This window comes from Gillisia lutea, assembly GCF_021568705.1.
In the GTDB taxonomy this organism is placed as follows: domain Bacteria; phylum Bacteroidota; class Bacteroidia; order Flavobacteriales; family Flavobacteriaceae; genus Gillisia; species Gillisia lutea.
This window is the reverse complement of the sequence record NZ_JAKGTH010000006.1, coordinates 852902-872219: the sequence shown is the minus strand read 5'-3', so window position 1 is coordinate 872219 and position 19318 is coordinate 852902. Positions and strand designations below refer to the sequence as shown.

The following is a 19318-nucleotide window of genomic DNA, read 5'->3' as shown; positions in this document are numbered from 1 at the left end:
TTTGGCAGTATAAATTAATGCCTAATTTCTCACTTTAATAATCTAAACCTAAGCATTGAATACTAAATACAGCGATCTAATAGACCAGACATATTATTTTCCACAAGAAGAATTTAAACTGGAAGATAACGAGTTACAATTTCATGATATCGACCTTATGGAATTGGTGGAAAAGTATGGTGCCCCTTTAAAATTCACCTATTTGCCTAAAATTTCTCAAAACATCAATCGTGCTAAAAGCTGGTTCAAAGAGGCCATAGAAAAGCATGATTATAAGGGAAATTACAACTATTGTTATTGCACCAAAAGCTCTCATTTTAAACATATTTTAAATGAAGCTTTAAAGAATGATATCCATATTGAAACCTCTTCAGCTTTTGATATTAATATTGTACAAAATTTAAAAAGCAGCGGAAAACTTTCTAAGGATGCTTACGTAATTTGCAACGGCTTTAAACGAGATCAATACATTACTAATATTGCTGAATTACTAAATAGCGGGCATAAGAACTGCATCCCGATAATTGATAATTACGAAGAGATCGATCTGCTTTCAGAAAAGATCAACGACCCTTATAAAATAGGAATTAGAATTGCCTCTGAAGAAGAGCCTAAATTTGAGTTTTATACCTCCCGTCTTGGAATTGGGTACAAAAACATTGTTCCCTTCTATAATCGAAAGATAAAAGACAATCCAAAGGTTGAGCTTAAAATGCTTCACTTCTTCATAAATACAGGAATACGCGACACAGCTTATTACTGGAACGAGCTGAATAAATGTTTAAAAGTATATATCAACCTTAAAAAGGTATGTCCATCATTAGACAGCTTGAATATTGGAGGTGGTTTCCCCATTAAAAATTCCCTGGCTTTCGATTACGATTACCAGTATATGGTTTCAGAAATCATCAATCAAATAAAACTTACCTGTGAGGAATCGGATGTGGAAGTTCCTCATATCTTTACGGAATTTGGTTCATTTACGGTAGGGGAAAGTGGCGGAGCTATTTATGAGATCCTTTATCAAAAACAACAGAACGACAGAGAGAAGTGGAATATGATCAACTCCTCATTCATTACTACTTTACCAGATACCTGGGCAATTAGTAAGAAATTTGTGATGCTGGCCGTTAACCGTTGGAATGATGAATATGAAAGAGTTTTGTTAGGCGGATTAACCTGCGATAGTGACGATTATTATAACTCTGAGCAAAATACCAACGCTATCTACCTTCCTAAATACAAAAAAGACAAGCCATTATATATCGGTTTTTTTAACACCGGAGCTTATCAGGAAACTATTGGAGGTTTTGGCGGACTACAACACTGCCTTATTCCACAACCAAAGCATATCTTAATAGACAAAGACGAAAATGGAAATTTAGTAACAGAGTTGTTCAGTGAACAACAAACGTCTGCCGATCTTTTGAATATATTAGGCTATAGCAACGAAAAATAAGATTAAAAAATAATTTATACATTTAACTATTCATTCCACTTTAAACTTAAAACCATTAAAATCAAGCAATGAGCAAAAAGAATTACGCCGGGATACCAGATAAAAATGCACGTTTAGACGATGCACAGGTGGTATTGATTCCGGTTCCTTATGATGGAACCAGTTCTTGGCAAAAAGGCGCAGATAAAGGTCCTGAAGCTTTCTTGGAAGCATCAGAAAACATGGAACTTTATGATATTGAAACTCGTACCGAGGTGTACAAAAAAGGTATTTACCTTGCTCCTCCGGTAACCGAAGATTCTTCTCCTGAAAAAATGGTAGAGGCTGTTTATAAAACCACAAAGAACTATATAAAACAAGATAAATTCGTTACCCTTTTTGGTGGTGAACATTCGGTTAGTATTGGTTCTATTCGCGCTTTTAATGAATCTTTTGCAGATTTAACAGTGGTGCAAATTGATGCGCACGCCGATCTTCGTGAAGAATATGAAGGTTCTTCCTGTAATCACGCCTGTGCTGTTTATGAGGCAAGTAAAACTACCAACCTTATACAAGTAGGAATTCGTTCTATGGATATAAGCGAAGTAGATAATATGGATGAAAACCAAGTGTATTTTGCCGATAATCTTTATGAAGATTGGATGGATGATGCTATAGGGCAAATGACTCCAAATGTTTTTATCACTATAGATCTTGATGCTTTTGACCCTTCTATCATGCCCTCTACAGGAACCCCAGAACCGGGCGGAATGTTTTGGTATGAGACTTTGGAATTCTTGAAGCTGATGTTCAAAAAGAAGAATGTTGTAGGTTTCGACATCGTAGAACTTTGTCCGAATGAAAATGAGAGATCATCAGATTTCCTTGCAGCAAAACTATATTATAAAATGTTGAGCTATAAGTTCAAATATTTAAACCATAACCCTGACGAAGACGATGAGTAAAGGAGCGATTTCTCAATTTATTTCAAAATATTATTTACACTTTAATGCCGCTGCACTTGTAGACGCTGCTGAAGCTTACGAGAAACAACTGGCAAAAGGATCAAAGATGTTGGTATCTCTTGCCGGAGCAATGAGTACTGCAGAACTGGGAAAAATCTTTGCTGAAATTATCAGAAAAGATAAGGTGCAAATTATCTCTTGTACCGGGGCAAATCTTGAAGAAGATGTAATGAATCTAGTTGCGCATTCACATTACAAAAGAGTGCCAAATTATAGAGACCTTACACCTCAGGATGAATGGGATCTTTTGGAAAAAGGATTGAATCGTGTTACAGACACCTGCATTCCTGAAGAAGAAGCTTTCAGAAGAATTCAGGAACATATAGTAAAGATCTGGAAAGATGCTGAGGCTGCTGGAGAACGTTATTTTCCACATGAATTTATGTACAAACTTTTACTATCAGGAGTTCTTGAAGAATATTATGAAATAGACATCAAAGATTCATGGATGTATGCTGCCGCTAAGAAGAACCTTCCTATTGTTGTTCCCGGATGGGAAGACAGCACCATGGGTAACATCTTTGCATCATACGTGCTGAAGGGCGAATTAAAAGCCAGCACCATGAAATCTGGAATTGAGTATATGACTTTTCTTGCCGATTGGTATACCGAAAATTCTAAAGAAGGAATTGGATTCTTCCAAATTGGAGGAGGGATTGCCGGAGATTTCCCAATATGCGTAGTGCCAATGTTATATCAAGATATGGAGCGCACCGACACTCCTTTCTGGAACTATTTCTGCCAGATTTCAGATTCAACAACTAGTTACGGGTCTTATTCAGGAGCTGTTCCTAACGAGAAGATCACCTGGGGTAAATTAGATATCGATACGCCAAAGTTTATCATCGAAAGTGACGCCACCATTGTTGCTCCTTTGATATTTGCTTACTTATTGGATATGTAATTCCGTTAAATTTAAAGAAAATAAGACTGTTTGATATTTGCTTAGGCCATGCGCCACATTTATTGAACAGTCTTTTTATATTCTGGCTAATTTAGCCGTTAAAGCACCAGTTTTGGTGAACATCAATTATGAGTGATTGGATTATCTATAGCGTTGGATTTACAGCCCAACTATTATTTTCTGCAAGGTTAATTACCCAATGGTTTTTATCTGAAAAAGCCAAAGAAGTACAAACTCCCTCCATCTTTTGGAAGCTTAGTTTAATTGCTTCCATCTTACTTTTCGTTTACGGATTTCTAAGAGAAGATCTCGCAATTATGTTGGGACAACTTATTACATACACTGTTTATATAAGAAATCTACAACTTCAAAAAGAATGGAGTAGTTCTAATGTATTTCTTAAGATCTTGGTAATTGGCTTTCCAATTGCTTTGGCCGGTTATTTGTTATTCTTGACAGAAATGGAATGGAAACAACTGGTGCATGGCGAAAACATAGCACTTTGGTTAATTATATTAGGAGTGATAGGTCAGATAGTTTACACCCTTCGCTTCATTTATCAGTGGCTCTATTCTGAAAAAAATAAGGAATCTTCACTTCCAAAGGGCTTTTGGATCCTGAGTTTAATGGGGTCTATCATCATTTTTACCTATGCTATCTTTAGAGATGATCCTGTATTACTTGCTGCTCATTTCTTTGGTGGGATTGTATATATCAGGAATTTATATATCATGAAAAAATCAAAGGCCAAATAACGGCTTTTGATTTTCTTTTGTGGTAAAAACCTCCCTGCAAAACACACCCATTACCACAACATATTCCAAAGCCACCAACCATAGATTTTCTTTAAATAAATCTGAGCTATAAGCATAGTAACTTAAAATGCTAAAGAAAGACCAGATCACGGCAAAGCGATATCTGGTGAATACAGATAGTATTAAAGGAGTAGCTATATACCAAGGATGAACCGTAGTAGATAGAAAGAAATAGGTCGTCACCGCTAACAATGAACTCACAATAAGCCTCTGTGTGGAACTATTTTTCCTAAGGAAGGTAAGCGCTAGAATAACACATATTACAGCCACAGGAAGCAGCTTACCTACTATTCCTATAATGTTATATCCCTTTATTTGAAACCCTATCCACCTAATGATATAATAAATACTGGCATTGAATTCAAATTTCTGGAACCATAGTCCTATACTTGAAGCAAAATTTGAAATAAGTTCAGCAGAAAGAAAAGGTAAAAAGCTAAGCATTACAACCAAACCTGTGATTGCATAGTAAAGCAGAAGTTTTCCAAAACTTAAGCTGTTTCTTTCTTTTTGTTTGGTAAAATACCCAAAGAGTAAAGGAAGAAAAATTAGAGGCAATAATTTCAAAGAGATCGATAAGGCAATCATTACAGCACTCAGCATCCATTTTTTGAAATGCAATAAATAAAGGGAGAAAACCAATAGAAATACCATCACTCCTTCAAAATGGAGGTTGCCGGTAAGTTCAATGATAACAAAGGGATTTAGAATATATAAATAGATCCTGGAGATTGGCAGATAGAAAGCTTCCAGTAATTTCTTACCGAAATAAAGCGTTCCAATATCTGCCGCAATAATAAACACACGCATGGTAATCACTGCTCCAAGCATACTTTTTCCTGACACTAAGCCTGCCATGGCAAAGATTAATTGATTTAGCGGCGGATAATTAGTATAATGGCTGGCGTTTAAACCCCCCATCCCATTAAACAGTTCTCTTGCTTGGAAAATAGGAGCATTACCCTGCACAATAATATCTTCCGGGAGATATAAATAAGGATTCCAACCTGCCACAAACATTCTTCCATCCCAGATAAATCGGTAAAAATCTTGAGACAGATTTGGGATGGCAGCAATAAAAACAATCCGAAAGAGAAAAGCTATTCCTGCTAAACCCCAAAAGTTCCATTTATAGATTTGAAAGATCTTATAGCTTAAAAAGAATAAAACCGAATAGAGACCAAACAGTTTAATAAAATTAGCCCTCTCTAAACTATAAGCAAAGTCAGCATAAAAAACCACTACAACTGCTATTAGCAATAACAGAATTTTGTTTTTCTGAAGTAAGGCTTTCATAGAAAAAATCAGAATTAAAATTTAAAATGAGGTGATTATTAAAATTCGATCAATCTACGATCTCCATTTTTTTCAGCAAAAAGGAGGCATTCATGTTTTGGCAGATCCCATTTTTAAACTTATAATCGAAATAGAGTTGATCGTTGATTATTTCGGCATCAAAATAATGGTTTTTAACCTGACTCAGTTCTTGGGATACTTCACATAGACTAAGATCATGCGTTGCAATTATACCTGTAGATCTGGATTTAACGAGTTTTTGGATGAATTTTTTAGATCCAATTGCTTTATCGGTACTGTTGGTACCTTTTAAAATTTCATCTAAAATGATAAAATAGGTATCGGTCTTAATTGCATTTACAATAAACTGCAAGCGTTTTAATTCTGAAAAGAAGTAGGATTCATCATCGGTGAGCGAATCGGTAGTACGCATACTGGTGATCAATTTTATAGGACTGTATGCACAATAACTCGCGCAAACCGGCAAGCCGATATTCGCCATCACAATTTGAAGAGAAACCGTTCTTAAGAAAGTACTTTTTCCTGCCATATTGGCCCCGGTTATTATAAAGAACTGCTCATTATCGATCTCAAAATCGTTGGTCACCCTTTTTTTAGGGTCTAATAAGGGGTGCGCGGTATTCTTCGCTTTTATAACATGCTCCCCTTTATTTATCTGCGGAAAAACATAATCAGCGTGATTAAATGAAAAATTCCCTAGACTGTTAAAAGCATCGATAACTTCTATAACTTTAAACCAACCTTCTACACTTTGTGAATGAGCTTTAATCCATTTTTCCAGTCGGTAAGCTTGCCTAAGATCCCAAAGTAAAAAACCGTTTCCAAGGGCAATAAAAATAGCATTGTTTCGCTGATCCATTGCCGAAATAGCTTTTGAAAAATCCTTAAGAATAAGCGATGCCTTTTTATCCTGAATAATAATTTTCTTCTGAAGCGCCTTTAATTTTTCTGATTTAAAAGTAGTTTTTTCGATCATTCCCAATAACTGATGGTACTGATGAAATGTTTCCTGAACCTTACCTACGTTGGTGGCAAGAGGATTTATCTTTTTAACGTATAATCCGGTAAAGCCCCAGCCCGCCAAGAACCAGCCAAAAACGATCCATCCGTTTAAATAGTTGGCATAATAGGCAGCGATGAGTAAAAATGAGATGCTTATAACCAGCCAACCCAGTACCGGGATGAATTTCGGTGTAAAACTTTCGTAATTCTTGAACCACCGAATAACAGATGTGGAAGACGTATCGGTTTTAACTAATTTAGCTACTGCTGAAAATTCTTGTCGCCACTTCACTTTTTCAGATAATTCCTTTACCGCATCCTGTTTTTTAGAGATTTTATCTATAGAGTTTTCGGTAAGCATTGCAGCTAATCTGGCCTCCCCTTCTTTTAAAGAGGAGCGATTCATATATTGAAAGAAAGATCCTTTTCCAAAAAGATCGATATCCTGACTATAAGCATGTAACGGATCCATATATTCCAATCCTGAAGGCTGGCTCTTAAAATCACGATCTAAAATTTTAAGTTCCAGTTCATTCAGCTTTACCAATTCTAAAACTTTATCTCGTTTGTATTTTAGGTTGGAATGGCGGGAAACCAGGAATAAAAAAATAGCAATTCCAATAAAGATAAGTAAGAGTACAATTTTCCAGGTAGAAAAGAAGTAATACACTCCACATGCAAGAATCAAAAATATTAACAACCTCAGCATACTGGAAAGTTGTAATTGCTTATTTGCCGCTTTTAAATTTTGTTCCTGAAGTTGTTTTTCCTGAGTATAAAATTCGAATGCTGTCATCTAACTATTGAAGCTTTTAAAGAGCCGTTAGCTCCTGTTGTAATTTCTTTGTGAGTCCGTTCTTCACCAGATCATAAGAATGATCTATCAAATTTAGGGTTTTTGAATTAGGAAGATGACCATCAAGCACTAAGGTGTTCCAATGTTGTTTATTCATGTGATATCCCGGTAGGATATGCTCTGGATATTCGTCTCGAAGTAAGATTGCTTTGTCAGGGTCACATTTCAAGTTTACTCGTAACGGAGATTCATCTAATGCTGCTAAAGCAAACATTTTTCCCATCAGTTTTAACACCAAGGTCTCAGGTCCAAATGGAAGTCCTTCAGTTACCCCTTTCTTGGAAAGACAATATTCACGAAAACTTTCAATATCCATTTAAGTTGTTTTAAACACCGGCATTTAATAGCGTGCATAGCTAGTAAAGATAAGTATGTTCCACAAACTTATAGCTCAAATAATTAGGAATAAGGAAATTCTAAGAAGATTGTACTTGCTATAATTTGCTAACTTTTATGTAGTCTATATAGAATTTAGCAGGAAAAACAGCATCATCTACTTTGGGACCTCCAAAATTGCCGCCTACAGCCATGTTGATTAGAAGATAAAAATCTTTGTTATAAGGATAGTAATTTTCATCATAGACCTCAGGAATAAAGGTATATACCAATTCATTATCCACAAAAAATTTAATATATTTCTCGGTCCACTCTGTTTTATAAATATGATAGCCGGTTTCAATGTCACTAATGAAGGTTTTTTTCGTGTTGATGGTTTCCCCGTGACTGGCGGGCGTGTGGAGGGAAGTAAAAACAGTATGAGGTTCTCTCCCTACATATTCCAAGATATCTATTTCTCCCGATGCAGGCCATCCCACTTCACTTATATCGGCGCCTAGCATCCAGACAGCAGGCCATAACCCCTCTCCTGTAGCTAATTTTGCCCGAACTTCAATAATACCATATTTAAATTCTACTTTTTCTTTGGAATTGATCTTTCCAGAAAAATATTGGTCACCTTTTTTAGAGGCAGTTATCACCAAATTTCCATCTTCTACCTTTACATAATCTCGGTTATAAACCTGGCGCTCATTATTTCCCCAACCACATAGGTTTGGGCACCCATCCCCTTCTTCATAACTCCATGAATTCATGTTTAATTGCTCTCCATCAAAGTTATCTTCAAAGATTACTTGCGCGGTTGTAAGTAACGGCAGGAGCGTCAATAATAAACAGCTGTAATTTTTTAAAAAATTCATCTCTTGAAGTTATAGTAATTCATTCTTATTTCAGTTTAAATCTCGCAGACTTCACATCTACAGAATTCCCCCCTAAATATAGCTCAAAATCCCCGGGCTCTGCTTCCCATTTTTTATTTGCTGAATAGAATTCCAACATTTTCTTTGTGATACTAAAAGTAACAGACTTGGTTTCTCCCGGCTTTAGTGTTATCATTTGAAAGCCCTTTAATTCTTTTACCGGTCGCGTGGTGCTGGCAACAAGATCTCTAAGATATAATTGAACCACTTCCTTCCCGGGAATTTTACTGGTATTTGTAACTCGTATACTCACTTTAATATTCCCTTCCATATCCATTTGTGTTGAAGAGAGTTGAATGTCACCATATTGAAAAGTAGCATAGCTTAATCCAAATCCGAAGGGGTATAAAGCATCCTTTTTAACATCAGTATAATGCGAGTAGGTAACATGTTCCTCATTATAAGGCCTTCCAGTATTCTTTTCATTATAATATAGAGGCTCCTGCCCTACTGCTCTAGGGAAAGAAGCAGGTAATTTCCCTGAAGGATTATATTTTCCGGTAAGCACATCTGCAATGGCATTACCGCTTTCCGAGCCCAGTTGCCATGCTTCAACAATTGCTGTGGCCTTTTTTGATATTTCTGAAATTTCCAACGGCCTACCATTTATAAGCACCAATACGATATTGGAATTTACATTATGAACTGTATCAAATAGTTCCATTTGTAAACCTGCTAAGCCAATATTCGCCTGACTTCTTCCCTCACCGGCCTGAAAAGCATCTTCTCCCAACACCATTACTACAAGATCGGCGTTAGTGGCTTTTTCAATAGCATCTTGAAAGCCCGATCTGTCTGTAGTGTTAATAGCTAGAGGCATTAAAAAGCTGCGCTCTCCTGTTCCCAGTTTTGTACCTTCTGAAAAGGTGATCTCTGTGCTTTCACCTATTCCATTTTTTAAACCTTCCACTACCGAAACAGCCGAATTGGTTTCACCTTGAGCCCGCCAATTTCCTAATGGTGAATCTTTATCATTTGCCAACGGTCCAATTACCGCAATTTTTTTAACTGATGACTTAACTGGTAGAATCTTATCTGAGTTTTTTAATAAGACTATAGATCTTTTAGCCGCCTCTCTTGCAAGTTTTTTGTGATCCTCAAAATTGATATTATTAAGAACCTCAGGCTTAGAATAGCGATAAGGATCTTCAAAAAGTCCGAGTTTAAATTTCACTCTTAAAACGCGTTTCACCGCATCGTCTATTAACTCTTCTTTCAGCCTTCCTTCCTTTACCAATTCAGCCAAACCGACTTCATAGGCTCCTCCTTCCATATCCATGTCACTACCTGCTTTTATGGCTATTTCAGCTGCATGTTTTTTATTAGTAGCAAATCCATGATTTACCATTTCTGTTATAGAACCCCAGTCAGACACCACGAAGCCATCCCACTTCCAATCTCCTTTTAGCACATCTCGTTGTAACATTTTATTTCCTGTGGCCGGGGTACCGTCTAGATCGTTAAAAGAATTCATAAAAGTTGCTACTCCTGCTTCTGCTGCAGCTTTAAACGGAGGCAACACCATATTTTGCAGCTCATTCTCCCCAATATTTACAGTATTATAATCTCTTCCTGCCTCGGCAAAGCCATATCCTGCAAAGTGTTTAGCTGTAGCTGCAATTGTAGTATTTTTAGCAAGATCGTCTCCCTGATAGCCTTTAATTTTAGACACTCCTACCTGAGCTGTTAAGTAAGGATCTTCTCCCGATCCTTCCATGATTCTACCCCAACGGGCATCTCTGGAAACATCTATCATAGGTGAAAATGTCCAGTTAACACCATATGCTACAGATTCTAAAGCGGCAACCCTGGCTGTTTCTTCCATAAGTTCAAGATCCCAACTTGCAGTTTCACCAAGAGGAACAGGAAATATGGTTTTGTAGCCATGAATAACATCATACCCAAACATAAGCGGGATCTTCATCCTTGAATTTTCCATGACCAGCTTCTGTGCCTCCAGAGTTGCTTCTACAGAGAGTACATTCAACATAGAACCTACCAAGCCTTTTTTCAGGTTGGCAACTTTGAGCTGATTATTCATTTCGGAGGCGGGCCCGGTAAGATCCCAACTTCCGTTATATTGTACTAGCTGTCCTACTTTTTCTTCCAGTGTCATCATTGCCAAAACAGAATCGACTTTGATTTCTATATTTTCAACAGAACTTAAAATATTCGATTTCTGAGCAAAGGAGTTAAAATTGCTAAGAAGAAAGAAGCATATAATTAAATGTATCTTTTTCATTTTAAACGAATTGGTAGGCCATAAAGGGAATTTTTAATTAAAATAGAGTACTAACTCACTCGAATATTTCATAAGTGAGTTAATTCTCTAAAAGCATATAAAATGCGGGGCTAATTAAACTGAATAGTTATGTAAGCAGATTAAATTATTGATACAAGCGAACATAATCGACCTCCATAGACGACTCTACAAAATCAGGAGCAATCTCTCCCCCAAATGTTCCTCCCATGGCGACATTTAAAATGAAGAAGAAGTCTTTATTCAAAGGTGAGGCTGAATTATTCTCGTAAGTATGATATACTTCATTATCTACTAAAAACCAGATACGCTCTGCCGACCAATCTACCGTATATAGATGGAATTCAGAACTCACATTACTAACTACAGTAGTTCCTCCATCAGCATTGCCACCAAACCTCTCAGGATAATGCAGCGTTCCATGAATAGTGTTCTGTTCATTTCCGGTATGTTCTATAATATCTATTTCTCCGGTAGCGGGCCATCCAACTTCTTCAAAATTGGCACCCAGCATCCAGATTGCAGGCCAGGTTCCCGCCCCTTCCGGTAATTTTGCTCGTACTTCTACTCTTCCATAAGTAAATTCAAAATTATCCTTTGTCGTAATTCGAGAAGAAGAATAGTCAAACCCATTGGTACTTTCAGCTTTGGCCGTGATAATTAAATTACCATCATTCACTACAGCATTCTCATTGGTATAATATTGTTTCTCTTCATTTCCCCAGCCATCATTATTGCCAATTTCGAAATTCCAGATCTCCGGATTAGGAACCCCATCAACATCAAATTCTTCAGACCAAGCTAGGGTTTCATATTCTGAAACAAACTCTTCCGGCTCCGGTTCTCCCTGAGATGTGGTAAGTTTCAGATACCAGGCTAATCCCGGATCATTCCCCGGAATAGCTCTAACGTACATCGTGTTTTGGGTAATAGAAAGGATCTCATAGGAGCTGGTTGCAATGTAATAACTTAAGAAACCACCACCGGAAATGTTAAGAACCGTACCTCTGCTTTGCTCGCCCGATAATCCAGAAGTAGCAGCCGATAGTGAAACATTCTTGTCTCCGGAACCATCATACTCTAAACATTGATCTTCTGAACCATCTCCTCCAAAATCAGCTGAATTCGCCACATTGAAAAAAGTTTGTCCGTTATTATTATAATTATATACTATCTCATCATTAACCAGACTAAAAGTCATTTCATCTGTATAGAAGCACGAACTAGTAGGAGATCCTGCCTTCTCAAAAGGAGCTGCAGCATAATAAATAGGACCGTCAAAACCTTCGCCATTTGCAGGTCCTACCCCTAGGTGCCCCGGTTGAGAAGCAGCGATAAACCAGGTTTTAGTGCTACCGCCTGTAAGCAACTCTTTTGCCTCCGGATCGCTAAAATCACTAAAGACTCTTACCGTAGTAGTAGCGGTAGCTGCAACCCCGGCAGTTCCTGAAGCAAGAACAGTGACCGTATAATCATTCACTCCGTTCTTATTAAAATTGTGAGAAGTGCTGCCCGTTGCAGAGGTCTCTTCAAACCCATCTCCATATATAAATTTATATGTCATTGCATTATTGGCTGTAGCTGTAAATTTCACCATTCCGCTTCCGTCTCCATCAGGCATTTCTTCAGTCTGACCTACAACTTCACTTGTAACTGTCAAATTTGTAGGGGTGACAATCTCGCCTATATTATAATCATCGTCTACACAGCTATTACAAATAACCAGTAGAAGTAGCGAAAGACTTATACTTATTAAATTCTTCATTTCTAGTTCTTTTTAATTAGTAAGTTGAATATCATCATAATAATATATGGCACCGTCTCCCGGTAAATCTGCTATAAACTCAAAGAAAACAATCATTTTACTGTAATCACGAGAGGTATCCATTCCGGAAAAATCGAAGGTTAATACCTCCCACTCATTGGTAACCGTAGTATTTGCATCTACTTCCAGGAAAATATTCCCATCGGTTCCATTCTCCAGTTTTAACCGAACGGGAATATTAGCTTTTGGAGAATATACTTTTATGCTGATCTTTTGTTGAGATGAAAAATCTATTGGAGCTTCCAATTCTAAAGTTGTACCTGCATAAAATTGCGCTCCCACGGTTTTTGTTGATCTCACGACCATATTACTGGTGTTTATTCCCTGCGAGAAAGGATTTTCTACTACTACAGATTCGGCTCCTTCAAAGGCTGTTAATTTATATTCGAGGTCGGGATATTCGAAATTTACAGGAAGAACAACGCTTGTTGGTTCTTCATCTGAACTAACTCTTAGTTCATCGAAATAAAAATCGGTTCCTTCTCCCGAATTTCCGAAGTCGTAAAAAACAATCGCTCTGTCATAATTTATATCAGCACTAAATGCTTCAAAAGTGGTGAGATCAAAACTCAACTCTTCCCATGCATTGGAAGCGGTTGTGTTTTGTATTACTTCTACAACTACCGAAGGATTTCCATTTCCGTCGGGAGCAGATAGAGAGTTTTCAAATTTGAAGAGGATAGGAACTCCTGCTTCGGGAGACCAAACCTTCATTTTTATAGTAGTCCCTGCAGAAAAATCTACTTTTTCATCAAGATTCAAAGAAATTCCGGCCCAAGTTTCAGCGCCATTACCTTTAGAAAGTTTTGTCACTTTTGTACTGGTATTAATTCCGGTAGCATCAGGATTATCTATAACCTCTCCTCCTGCTCCTCCAAATCCGCCCCAAGAATAGGTAAGACTTTCCGATTCAAAATTAAGAGGAAGTTTTACCAGCTCTAATCTTGTGGTCTTGATATTATCGAAATAATAGGTCTCTCCGGTTCCAGGAGTTCCAAAATTGAAGAAAAAAGCTATTCTACCATATTCAATTGCCGGGTCTATTGCGTTCATATCGAACACCAATGTTTCCCATTGATTTCCAACAGTTGTGGTCGCACTAAACTCAACGAATTTATTAGAATCTTCTAAATTTTCTATTTTGAATAAAACTGGCGTGCCACTGGAAGGAGACCACACATCTACACTTACATATCTTTTACTTGAAAAATCTATAGGCTCATCTAAAGCGATGGTTGTTCCTGCCCAAACCTCAGAACCTGCCACTTTGATATAAGAAGCCACCTTAGCACTTGTATTAACTCCAGAAGGATCAGGATTATCAATAATCGGTGCACCAGCGCCTTCACCTCCACCAAAATTAGAAAAACCGTAGTTAAGGGTAGTAGATTCAAAATCTATAGGTAAAAAGAGCGGGTCGGTAATGGAGACTTCCTGTACAAGCTCGGTAGTGGCAGCTCCTCCACTTAACGCAACAACACGAAGATTATATAACCCAACATTTTCATATATATGATCGACCGTTTCGCCAATCATTAAAGGTGTTGGTTCTTCATCATCAACATCTCCAAAATATACTTCAAACATTGCAGCATTTTCGGCAGATGCAGAAACAGAAATCTTATAATTATTTACAGCATCCTTGACTACATCAACCTGCAGATCTTCAGGAGCTAAGAATGAAACTACCAGTTTCTGAGTTCCCTGTGCTTCTTTTCCTGTTAGATTCTTACCAGTCACCACCACATCATATTCTCCCTCGAGATATACATGCTCTACACTTTCCCCTGGTTTAATATCTTCTGAAGCTGCAGAGCCATCTCCAAAATTCACTGAATATAATGCGGCACCATCTCCGGTTGGTATAACCGTTACAAGTCCCGAATTGTCTTGAGTTATCATAAAAGTTGCTCCTAAATTTGAGGGAGCTTCCAAATAGTCGAGATCCACTAAAGAATCATCATCAGAACAGCTAAAAAATGTAATAGCTATAAAGGCGGATAAAAGAATTTTTAAATACGTTCTCATAAGTTTCATTTTTTAGTATCCCGGATTTTGTTCCCAGTTGCCTTCAGAAAATTCTATTTCTTCCAGTGGAATTGGAAAGAGTTCATTTTTTCCGGTAGTAAAACCAGTAATATTTTGAGCTGCCCGTCCTGTTCTTACAAGATCAAAGAAACGATGTCCTTCCCCTACCAACTCAAGTCTGCGCTCGGTATAGATAATTTCGGTAAGATTGTTCCCCGATTCGGTAACGGGGTCGAGATTTGCTCTTTCTCTAACAAGATTGAGATAAGTTCTCGCTCTTGCATCATCAATATTACCTCTGTTCAAGGCTTCAGCTGCCATAAGCAACACATCGGCATATCGTATAGCTCGATAATTATTAGGCTGTGTAAGATTAGCATCTCCAACATTATCATTTTGTCTTGGAAGGTATTTTCTATTGAAGTACCCGGTATGTTTATAGCCTTCTGCATAGGTTGCGCCTGTTTCAGAAGCCCAGGCATCGATATCTAATATTGATAGATCTCTACGTAAGTCGTTTTCACTAAAGGCATTAAAAACCTCGGCAGTTGGAACATTAAAGCTAAAACCAGATTCAAATTTAGGACCTGTATAATTTCTTATTCCCTGAAAACCGACTGCAACATTCCCTTCACTACATTGCAAGCAGTCAAAACCAGCTCCTTCTTCTCCAGTATATTGTACTTCAAACACCGATTCCTCATTATTTTCTCCTACCTGTTCGAACAGGATATTGAAATCGGAAAGCTGATAAGGTCCATCGTTAATAACACTTGTAAATACTGTTGCAGCCTGATCAAACTTTTCTTGATACAGATACGCTTTCCCTAATAAGGCCTGCGCTGCTCCTTTGGTCACCCTTCCAACTTGTGGTGCGGTATATTCTAAATTTGAGATAGCATAGGTTAAATCGGCTTCTATCTGAGCATATACTTCCTCCTTAGATGCTCTGGGAATAGTTTTCTCATCTCCTAATCTAAAGCGTTCATCTCCTTTCAAAGGAATTGGACCAAACCATTTCAGTAATTCAAAAGTGAAATAGGCTCTTAAAAAACGGGTTTCAGCTAATATCTTTTCTTTCCCATCAAAATCGGTTTTATCCTGAAATTCTAAAATATAATTTGCCCGCTGAATCCCTGCAAAATTCCAATCCCAAATATCATCGAGGTTATCGTTTACAGGAGTATGTTGCATTACATCAATTTGTTGAAATCCTATAACATCATTTGCACTTTCTCCTCCGCTTAAAGTATTATCGGAAGCGATCTCTCCAAGAAGTACATTAACGTAAGTAGATTGAAGAATATCGTATACCCCAATAAGCGCATTATAATAATCTTCTTCTGAATTGAAATAATTTTCAGAATCTATGCTGTACTCCTCTGTTTTATCTAAGTAGTCTTCACTACAGCCCGCAAGTATCATTACTGAAAACAGGAGCAGAATATGTTTAAAATTTGAATTAAGTATTTTCATTTTTTCAATATTTTAAAAGTTAAGATTTACTCCGGCTAAGAATATTCTGGGAACCGGATAGAACCCGTAATCTATTCCTCCTCCAATTGCTTCTCCGGTAGATGCCGAAGGATCAAAACCTTTGTATTTAGTAAATGTGTACAAGTTGTTTACAGAAGCGTAAATCCTTAATCTGTCTAGCCCTGTTTTTGATAGGAAAGTTCCCGGAAGGCTATAGCCTAATTGCACATTTTGAATTCTTGCATACGATGCATCTTCCACATAGAAATCGGAAAAAGCGGTATTTGCTGTTGCCCCTGTTGTTACCCGCGGAACTTCATTACTCGTACCGGGACCTGTCCAACGTTCTAAATAGTAAGCAGATTTGTTAACATTTGGTTGATTTCGCTCGTAATTCCTAACCATGTCATTACCTAAAGATGCATAGATATACGCTGTGAAATCAAAATTCTTGTAATTCAAATTGATATTAAGCCCCATTGTAGCAGTTGGAATGGGGTCTCCAATATTGGTACGATCGTCGGTATTTATCACCCCATCGTTATTTATGTCTACATACCGTATATCGCCTGGAGAGGCATTAGCACCTAATGCAAGTTGAGAAGGATGTGCCGCCACTTCTGCAGGAGTCTGAAAAACACCATCGGTTTTATATCCGTAGAAATACCCTATTGGAAAGCCAGCCTGAAATCTGGAAGGTTGTGGTTGCCCTACAGCAAATTGACCTCCGGAAAGAAATTCGGTTCCATTAACCTCTGTAACTTCATTATTCAGAATAGTAGCATTATAGGCAATACTATAATTGAAATCATCTCCCTTGTTATCTGAATATTTTACTGAAAACTCTAACCCTTCATTTCTCGTGGTTCCTGCATTGATTGTTGGAGCGCCAGAGCCCGGAGCTCCGCCTCCAAAAATCCCTGAAACTGGAATCCCTGCAATAAGTAAGTCCTTTCTATCTTCCCGGAAGACATCAGCAGTGATATCCAATTTATTTTTTAACAATCTAATATCTACTCCTATATTAGTTTTTTCAGCCTCTTCCCAACCTGCGGCAGGGTTTGCTAGGCTTCCTAGAGCTTTTCCATTTACCAACGCGCCGTCAAAAACATAGGTGGCTTCCCCATTAAGCAAAGACCTGTAAAATTGAGATCCTCCTGTTTCATCGTTACCCAAAATTCCAAAACTCGCTCTTAATTTCAGAAAAGAGATAAGTTGAGAATCACTTAAAAAATCTTCTTCCGACAGGATCCAGCCTGCAGTGGCAGAAGGAAAATATCCTACTCTATTATCAGGGCTAAATCTTGTAGATGCATCTCTTCGCAACATCCCAGACACTAAATATTTCCCTTTATAGTCGTACTGTAATCGCCCAAAAAATGATAGTTTGCGCGTATCATATTTATAGGCGCTATTATTAATTCCGTCGTTAGTACCGGTAGTTAAACTGATATCTGCAAAATCCCAGGAATTATTAGGAACGTCATAGCCTGTAGCGTACAAACCATCTCCCCAGTTCTTGATAACCGTCATACCGGCAGTAGCAGTTACATGATGTGTTTCATTAAAGGTATTATCATAGGTTCCAAATAGATCATATGTATAACTATTATCATTTATCCTATTTTGATTCACCCTGCTTCTATCGTTATTAAAAACCTTTCCGGGACCATAACTAATAATTGGAGCGAAATCTTTCCCTTTACTATTTGAAACACTATATCCCAATCTGGAAGTGAATTTTAATGCTTCAATAGGTTTAAAATCCAAACTAAAAGAACCGTTGAATTTATTAAGGTTGTACTCATTAAAAGTATTTTCGATTTGAGATAAAGGGTTAATTATTTCGTTTCCTAGTTTTCCATCCAGATCTTCCTGATCTAAGGCAAAAGTGGGTGCTATGTTTAGGGCATTAAATAGCACAGAACCTAAACCATTCTCATTTATAGAACGTCTGTCTATATTGGTGTAAATGGAATTTGCACTTAGATCGAATTGATCGCTAATAGCTATTCCCAAATTGAATCGGGCTGTACTTCTGGTAAAATCTGATTTTTCTGAACCAATAATTCCTTCCTGATAGAGATGTGAACCACCTATAGAATAGGTAACTTTTTCAGAACCACCCGATAAAGTTAAATTATGATTGTAGATAGGGGCCGTTTCCAATACCTCATCTTGAAAATCGGATCCTTTTCCAAGCTCACTAACATCTGGAAAAGGAATGTCCTGCCCGTTATTAGCATAGCTTTCATTTAAAAGCAACGCATATTCTGTAGCATTTAATAAAGGGATCATGCGAGAAGCTTCCTGTAAGCCCACATACGAATCGTATTGTATTTGCGGACTTGTATTTTTCTTCCCTGTTTTTGTAGTAATAAGAACTACACCATTAGCGCCCGCTATCCCATAAATAGCAGCTTGTGCATCTTTAAGAATGGAGATAGAAGCGACATCGTTGGGATTTAACGTGCCCAAATCTCCCTGATACCCATCTATTAAAACGAGGGGGCCATTCACGCTATTTGAAGCGATTCCTCTAATGTTGATATTTATTCCTGCACCCGGAGCACCAGAAGAAGGTGTAACATTTACCCCGGCTGCTGTACCTTGCAAAGCCTGTTCTAATTTTATAGGGTTTAGCTCTTTAATAGTATTTTCTGACACTATGGAAACAGCACCGGTAATATCCTTTCGTTGCTGGGTACCATATCCAATTACTATTACTTCATCTAAAGATTGGGAGTCCGTTTCTAACTGAACACTTATTGTTCTTTGATTACCCACTTGGACCTCCTTAGTTAAGAATCCAACATAGGTAAATTGTAAAATATCATTAGCAGAGACATTGTCTATTAAAAAATTCCCATCAAAATCTGTAGTGGTTCCCCGTGCTTCCCCTTTTACGAGTACGTTTACTCCTAGTAGCGGAATATTATTCTCATCTACCACATTACCTTCAACCGAAAACGATTGCGAGCACATAGAAAAGACTCCCCCTAAAAGGACAATTAAAAAACTTGTGAATCTCATCATCTTGTTAATTGTTAAAATTGCATTAGCAATATATCAATAGAAAGTTAAGTACATGAGAAAAGCACCTTTACAAAATATAT

Annotated in this window: 13 protein-coding genes; 4 read left to right on the top strand and 9 right to left on the bottom strand. The window is 37.5% G+C overall.

What is annotated here, in order from left to right; all coding sequences use genetic code 11:
• The first annotated feature begins 55 nt into the window (after positions 1-55).
• The 4 genes from L1I30_RS03935 (at position 56) to L1I30_RS03920 (ending at position 4122) form a co-directional block, all read left to right on the top strand.
• Positions 56-1459: an arginine decarboxylase gene (locus L1I30_RS03935; RefSeq protein ID WP_236132944.1), complete on the top strand. Its 1404-nt coding sequence runs from the start codon at positions 56-58 to the stop codon at positions 1457-1459.
• Positions 1460-1527: 68 nt separating this feature from the next.
• Complete coding sequence (speB, locus tag L1I30_RS03930; protein ID WP_236132943.1) at positions 1528-2403, top strand: agmatinase; 876 nt, start codon at positions 1528-1530, stop codon at positions 2401-2403.
• Positions 2396-3367, top strand: coding sequence for a deoxyhypusine synthase family protein (locus L1I30_RS03925; protein WP_236132942.1), 972 nt, complete (start codon positions 2396-2398; stop codon positions 3365-3367). The genes speB and L1I30_RS03925 overlap by 8 nt, the downstream gene beginning before the upstream one ends.
• 128 nt (positions 3368-3495) lie before the next feature.
• On the top strand, positions 3496-4122 hold the full coding sequence (locus tag L1I30_RS03920) for a lipid-A-disaccharide synthase N-terminal domain-containing protein (protein WP_236132941.1): 627 nt from the start codon (positions 3496-3498) through the stop codon (positions 4120-4122).
• Here the strand turns inward: L1I30_RS03920 and L1I30_RS03915 are convergent.
• From L1I30_RS03915 to L1I30_RS03875, 9 genes are all read right to left on the bottom strand, one after another.
• Positions 4108-5478: an MptA/MptB family glycosyltransferase gene (locus L1I30_RS03915; protein ID WP_236132940.1), complete on the bottom strand. Its 1371-nt coding sequence runs from the start codon at positions 5476-5478 to the stop codon at positions 4108-4110. The two genes, L1I30_RS03920 and L1I30_RS03915, sit on opposite strands and share 15 nt — an antisense overlap.
• Before the next feature lie 49 nt (positions 5479-5527).
• Positions 5528-7297, bottom strand: a complete 1770-nt coding sequence (locus L1I30_RS03910) for a MutS-related protein (RefSeq protein WP_236132939.1) — start codon at positions 7295-7297, stop codon at positions 5528-5530.
• 16 nt (positions 7298-7313) lie between these two features.
• Complete coding sequence (locus tag L1I30_RS03905) at positions 7314-7673, bottom strand: MmcQ/YjbR family DNA-binding protein (protein ID WP_236132938.1); 360 nt, start codon at positions 7671-7673, stop codon at positions 7314-7316.
• A 118-nt stretch (positions 7674-7791) separates the two neighbouring features.
• Positions 7792-8553 (bottom strand): glycoside hydrolase family 16 protein, encoded by a 762-nt coding sequence (locus tag L1I30_RS03900; protein ID WP_236132937.1) that lies wholly within the window; start codon positions 8551-8553, stop codon positions 7792-7794.
• Positions 8554-8578: 25 nt separating this feature from the next.
• Positions 8579-10855 carry a beta-glucosidase BglX gene (gene bglX, locus L1I30_RS03895; RefSeq protein WP_236132936.1) on the bottom strand — a complete coding sequence of 759 codons (2277 nt, stop codon included), beginning with the start codon at positions 10853-10855 and terminating at the stop codon, positions 8579-8581.
• A gap of 145 nt (positions 10856-11000) precedes the next feature.
• Positions 11001-12638, bottom strand: coding sequence for a glycoside hydrolase family 16 protein (locus tag L1I30_RS03890; RefSeq protein ID WP_236132935.1), 1638 nt, complete (start codon positions 12636-12638; stop codon positions 11001-11003).
• 12 nt (positions 12639-12650) lie between these two features.
• Positions 12651-14726 (bottom strand): hypothetical protein, encoded by a 2076-nt coding sequence (locus tag L1I30_RS03885; RefSeq protein WP_236132934.1) that lies wholly within the window; start codon positions 14724-14726, stop codon positions 12651-12653.
• A 12-nt stretch (positions 14727-14738) separates the two neighbouring features.
• Positions 14739-16202, bottom strand: a complete 1464-nt coding sequence (locus tag L1I30_RS03880) for a RagB/SusD family nutrient uptake outer membrane protein (protein WP_236132933.1) — start codon at positions 16200-16202, stop codon at positions 14739-14741.
• A gap of 12 nt (positions 16203-16214) precedes the next feature.
• Complete coding sequence (locus tag L1I30_RS03875; RefSeq protein ID WP_236133052.1) at positions 16215-19235, bottom strand: SusC/RagA family TonB-linked outer membrane protein; 3021 nt, start codon at positions 19233-19235, stop codon at positions 16215-16217.
• Positions 19236-19318: the final 83 nt, after the last annotated feature.

What these genes read in the sequence shown, in the direction of transcription:
- bglX (WP_236132936.1), bottom strand. Translation starts at nt 10,855, where the DNA reads ATGAAAAAGATACATTTAATTATATGCTTCTTTCTTCTTAGCAATTTT.
- L1I30_RS03900 (WP_236132937.1), bottom strand. Translation starts at nt 8,553, where the DNA reads ATGAATTTTTTAAAAAATTACAGCTGTTTATTATTGACGCTCCTGCCG.
- L1I30_RS03910 (WP_236132939.1), bottom strand. Translation starts at nt 7,297, where the DNA reads ATGACAGCATTCGAATTTTATACTCAGGAAAAACAACTTCAGGAACAA.
- L1I30_RS03880 (WP_236132933.1), bottom strand. Translation starts at nt 16,202, where the DNA reads ATGAAAATACTTAATTCAAATTTTAAACATATTCTGCTCCTGTTTTCA.
- speB (WP_236132943.1), top strand. Translation starts at nt 1,528, where the DNA reads ATGAGCAAAAAGAATTACGCCGGGATACCAGATAAAAATGCACGTTTA.
- L1I30_RS03920 (WP_236132941.1), top strand. Translation starts at nt 3,496, where the DNA reads ATGAGTGATTGGATTATCTATAGCGTTGGATTTACAGCCCAACTATTA.
- L1I30_RS03890 (WP_236132935.1), bottom strand. Translation starts at nt 12,638, where the DNA reads ATGAAGAATTTAATAAGTATAAGTCTTTCGCTACTTCTACTGGTTATT.
- L1I30_RS03925 (WP_236132942.1), top strand. Translation starts at nt 2,396, where the DNA reads ATGAGTAAAGGAGCGATTTCTCAATTTATTTCAAAATATTATTTACAC.
- L1I30_RS03915 (WP_236132940.1), bottom strand. Translation starts at nt 5,478, where the DNA reads ATGAAAGCCTTACTTCAGAAAAACAAAATTCTGTTATTGCTAATAGCA.
- L1I30_RS03875 (WP_236133052.1), bottom strand. Translation starts at nt 19,235, where the DNA reads ATGAGATTCACAAGTTTTTTAATTGTCCTTTTAGGGGGAGTCTTTTCT.
- L1I30_RS03885 (WP_236132934.1), bottom strand. Translation starts at nt 14,726, where the DNA reads ATGAGAACGTATTTAAAAATTCTTTTATCCGCCTTTATAGCTATTACA.
- L1I30_RS03905 (WP_236132938.1), bottom strand. Translation starts at nt 7,673, where the DNA reads ATGGATATTGAAAGTTTTCGTGAATATTGTCTTTCCAAGAAAGGGGTA.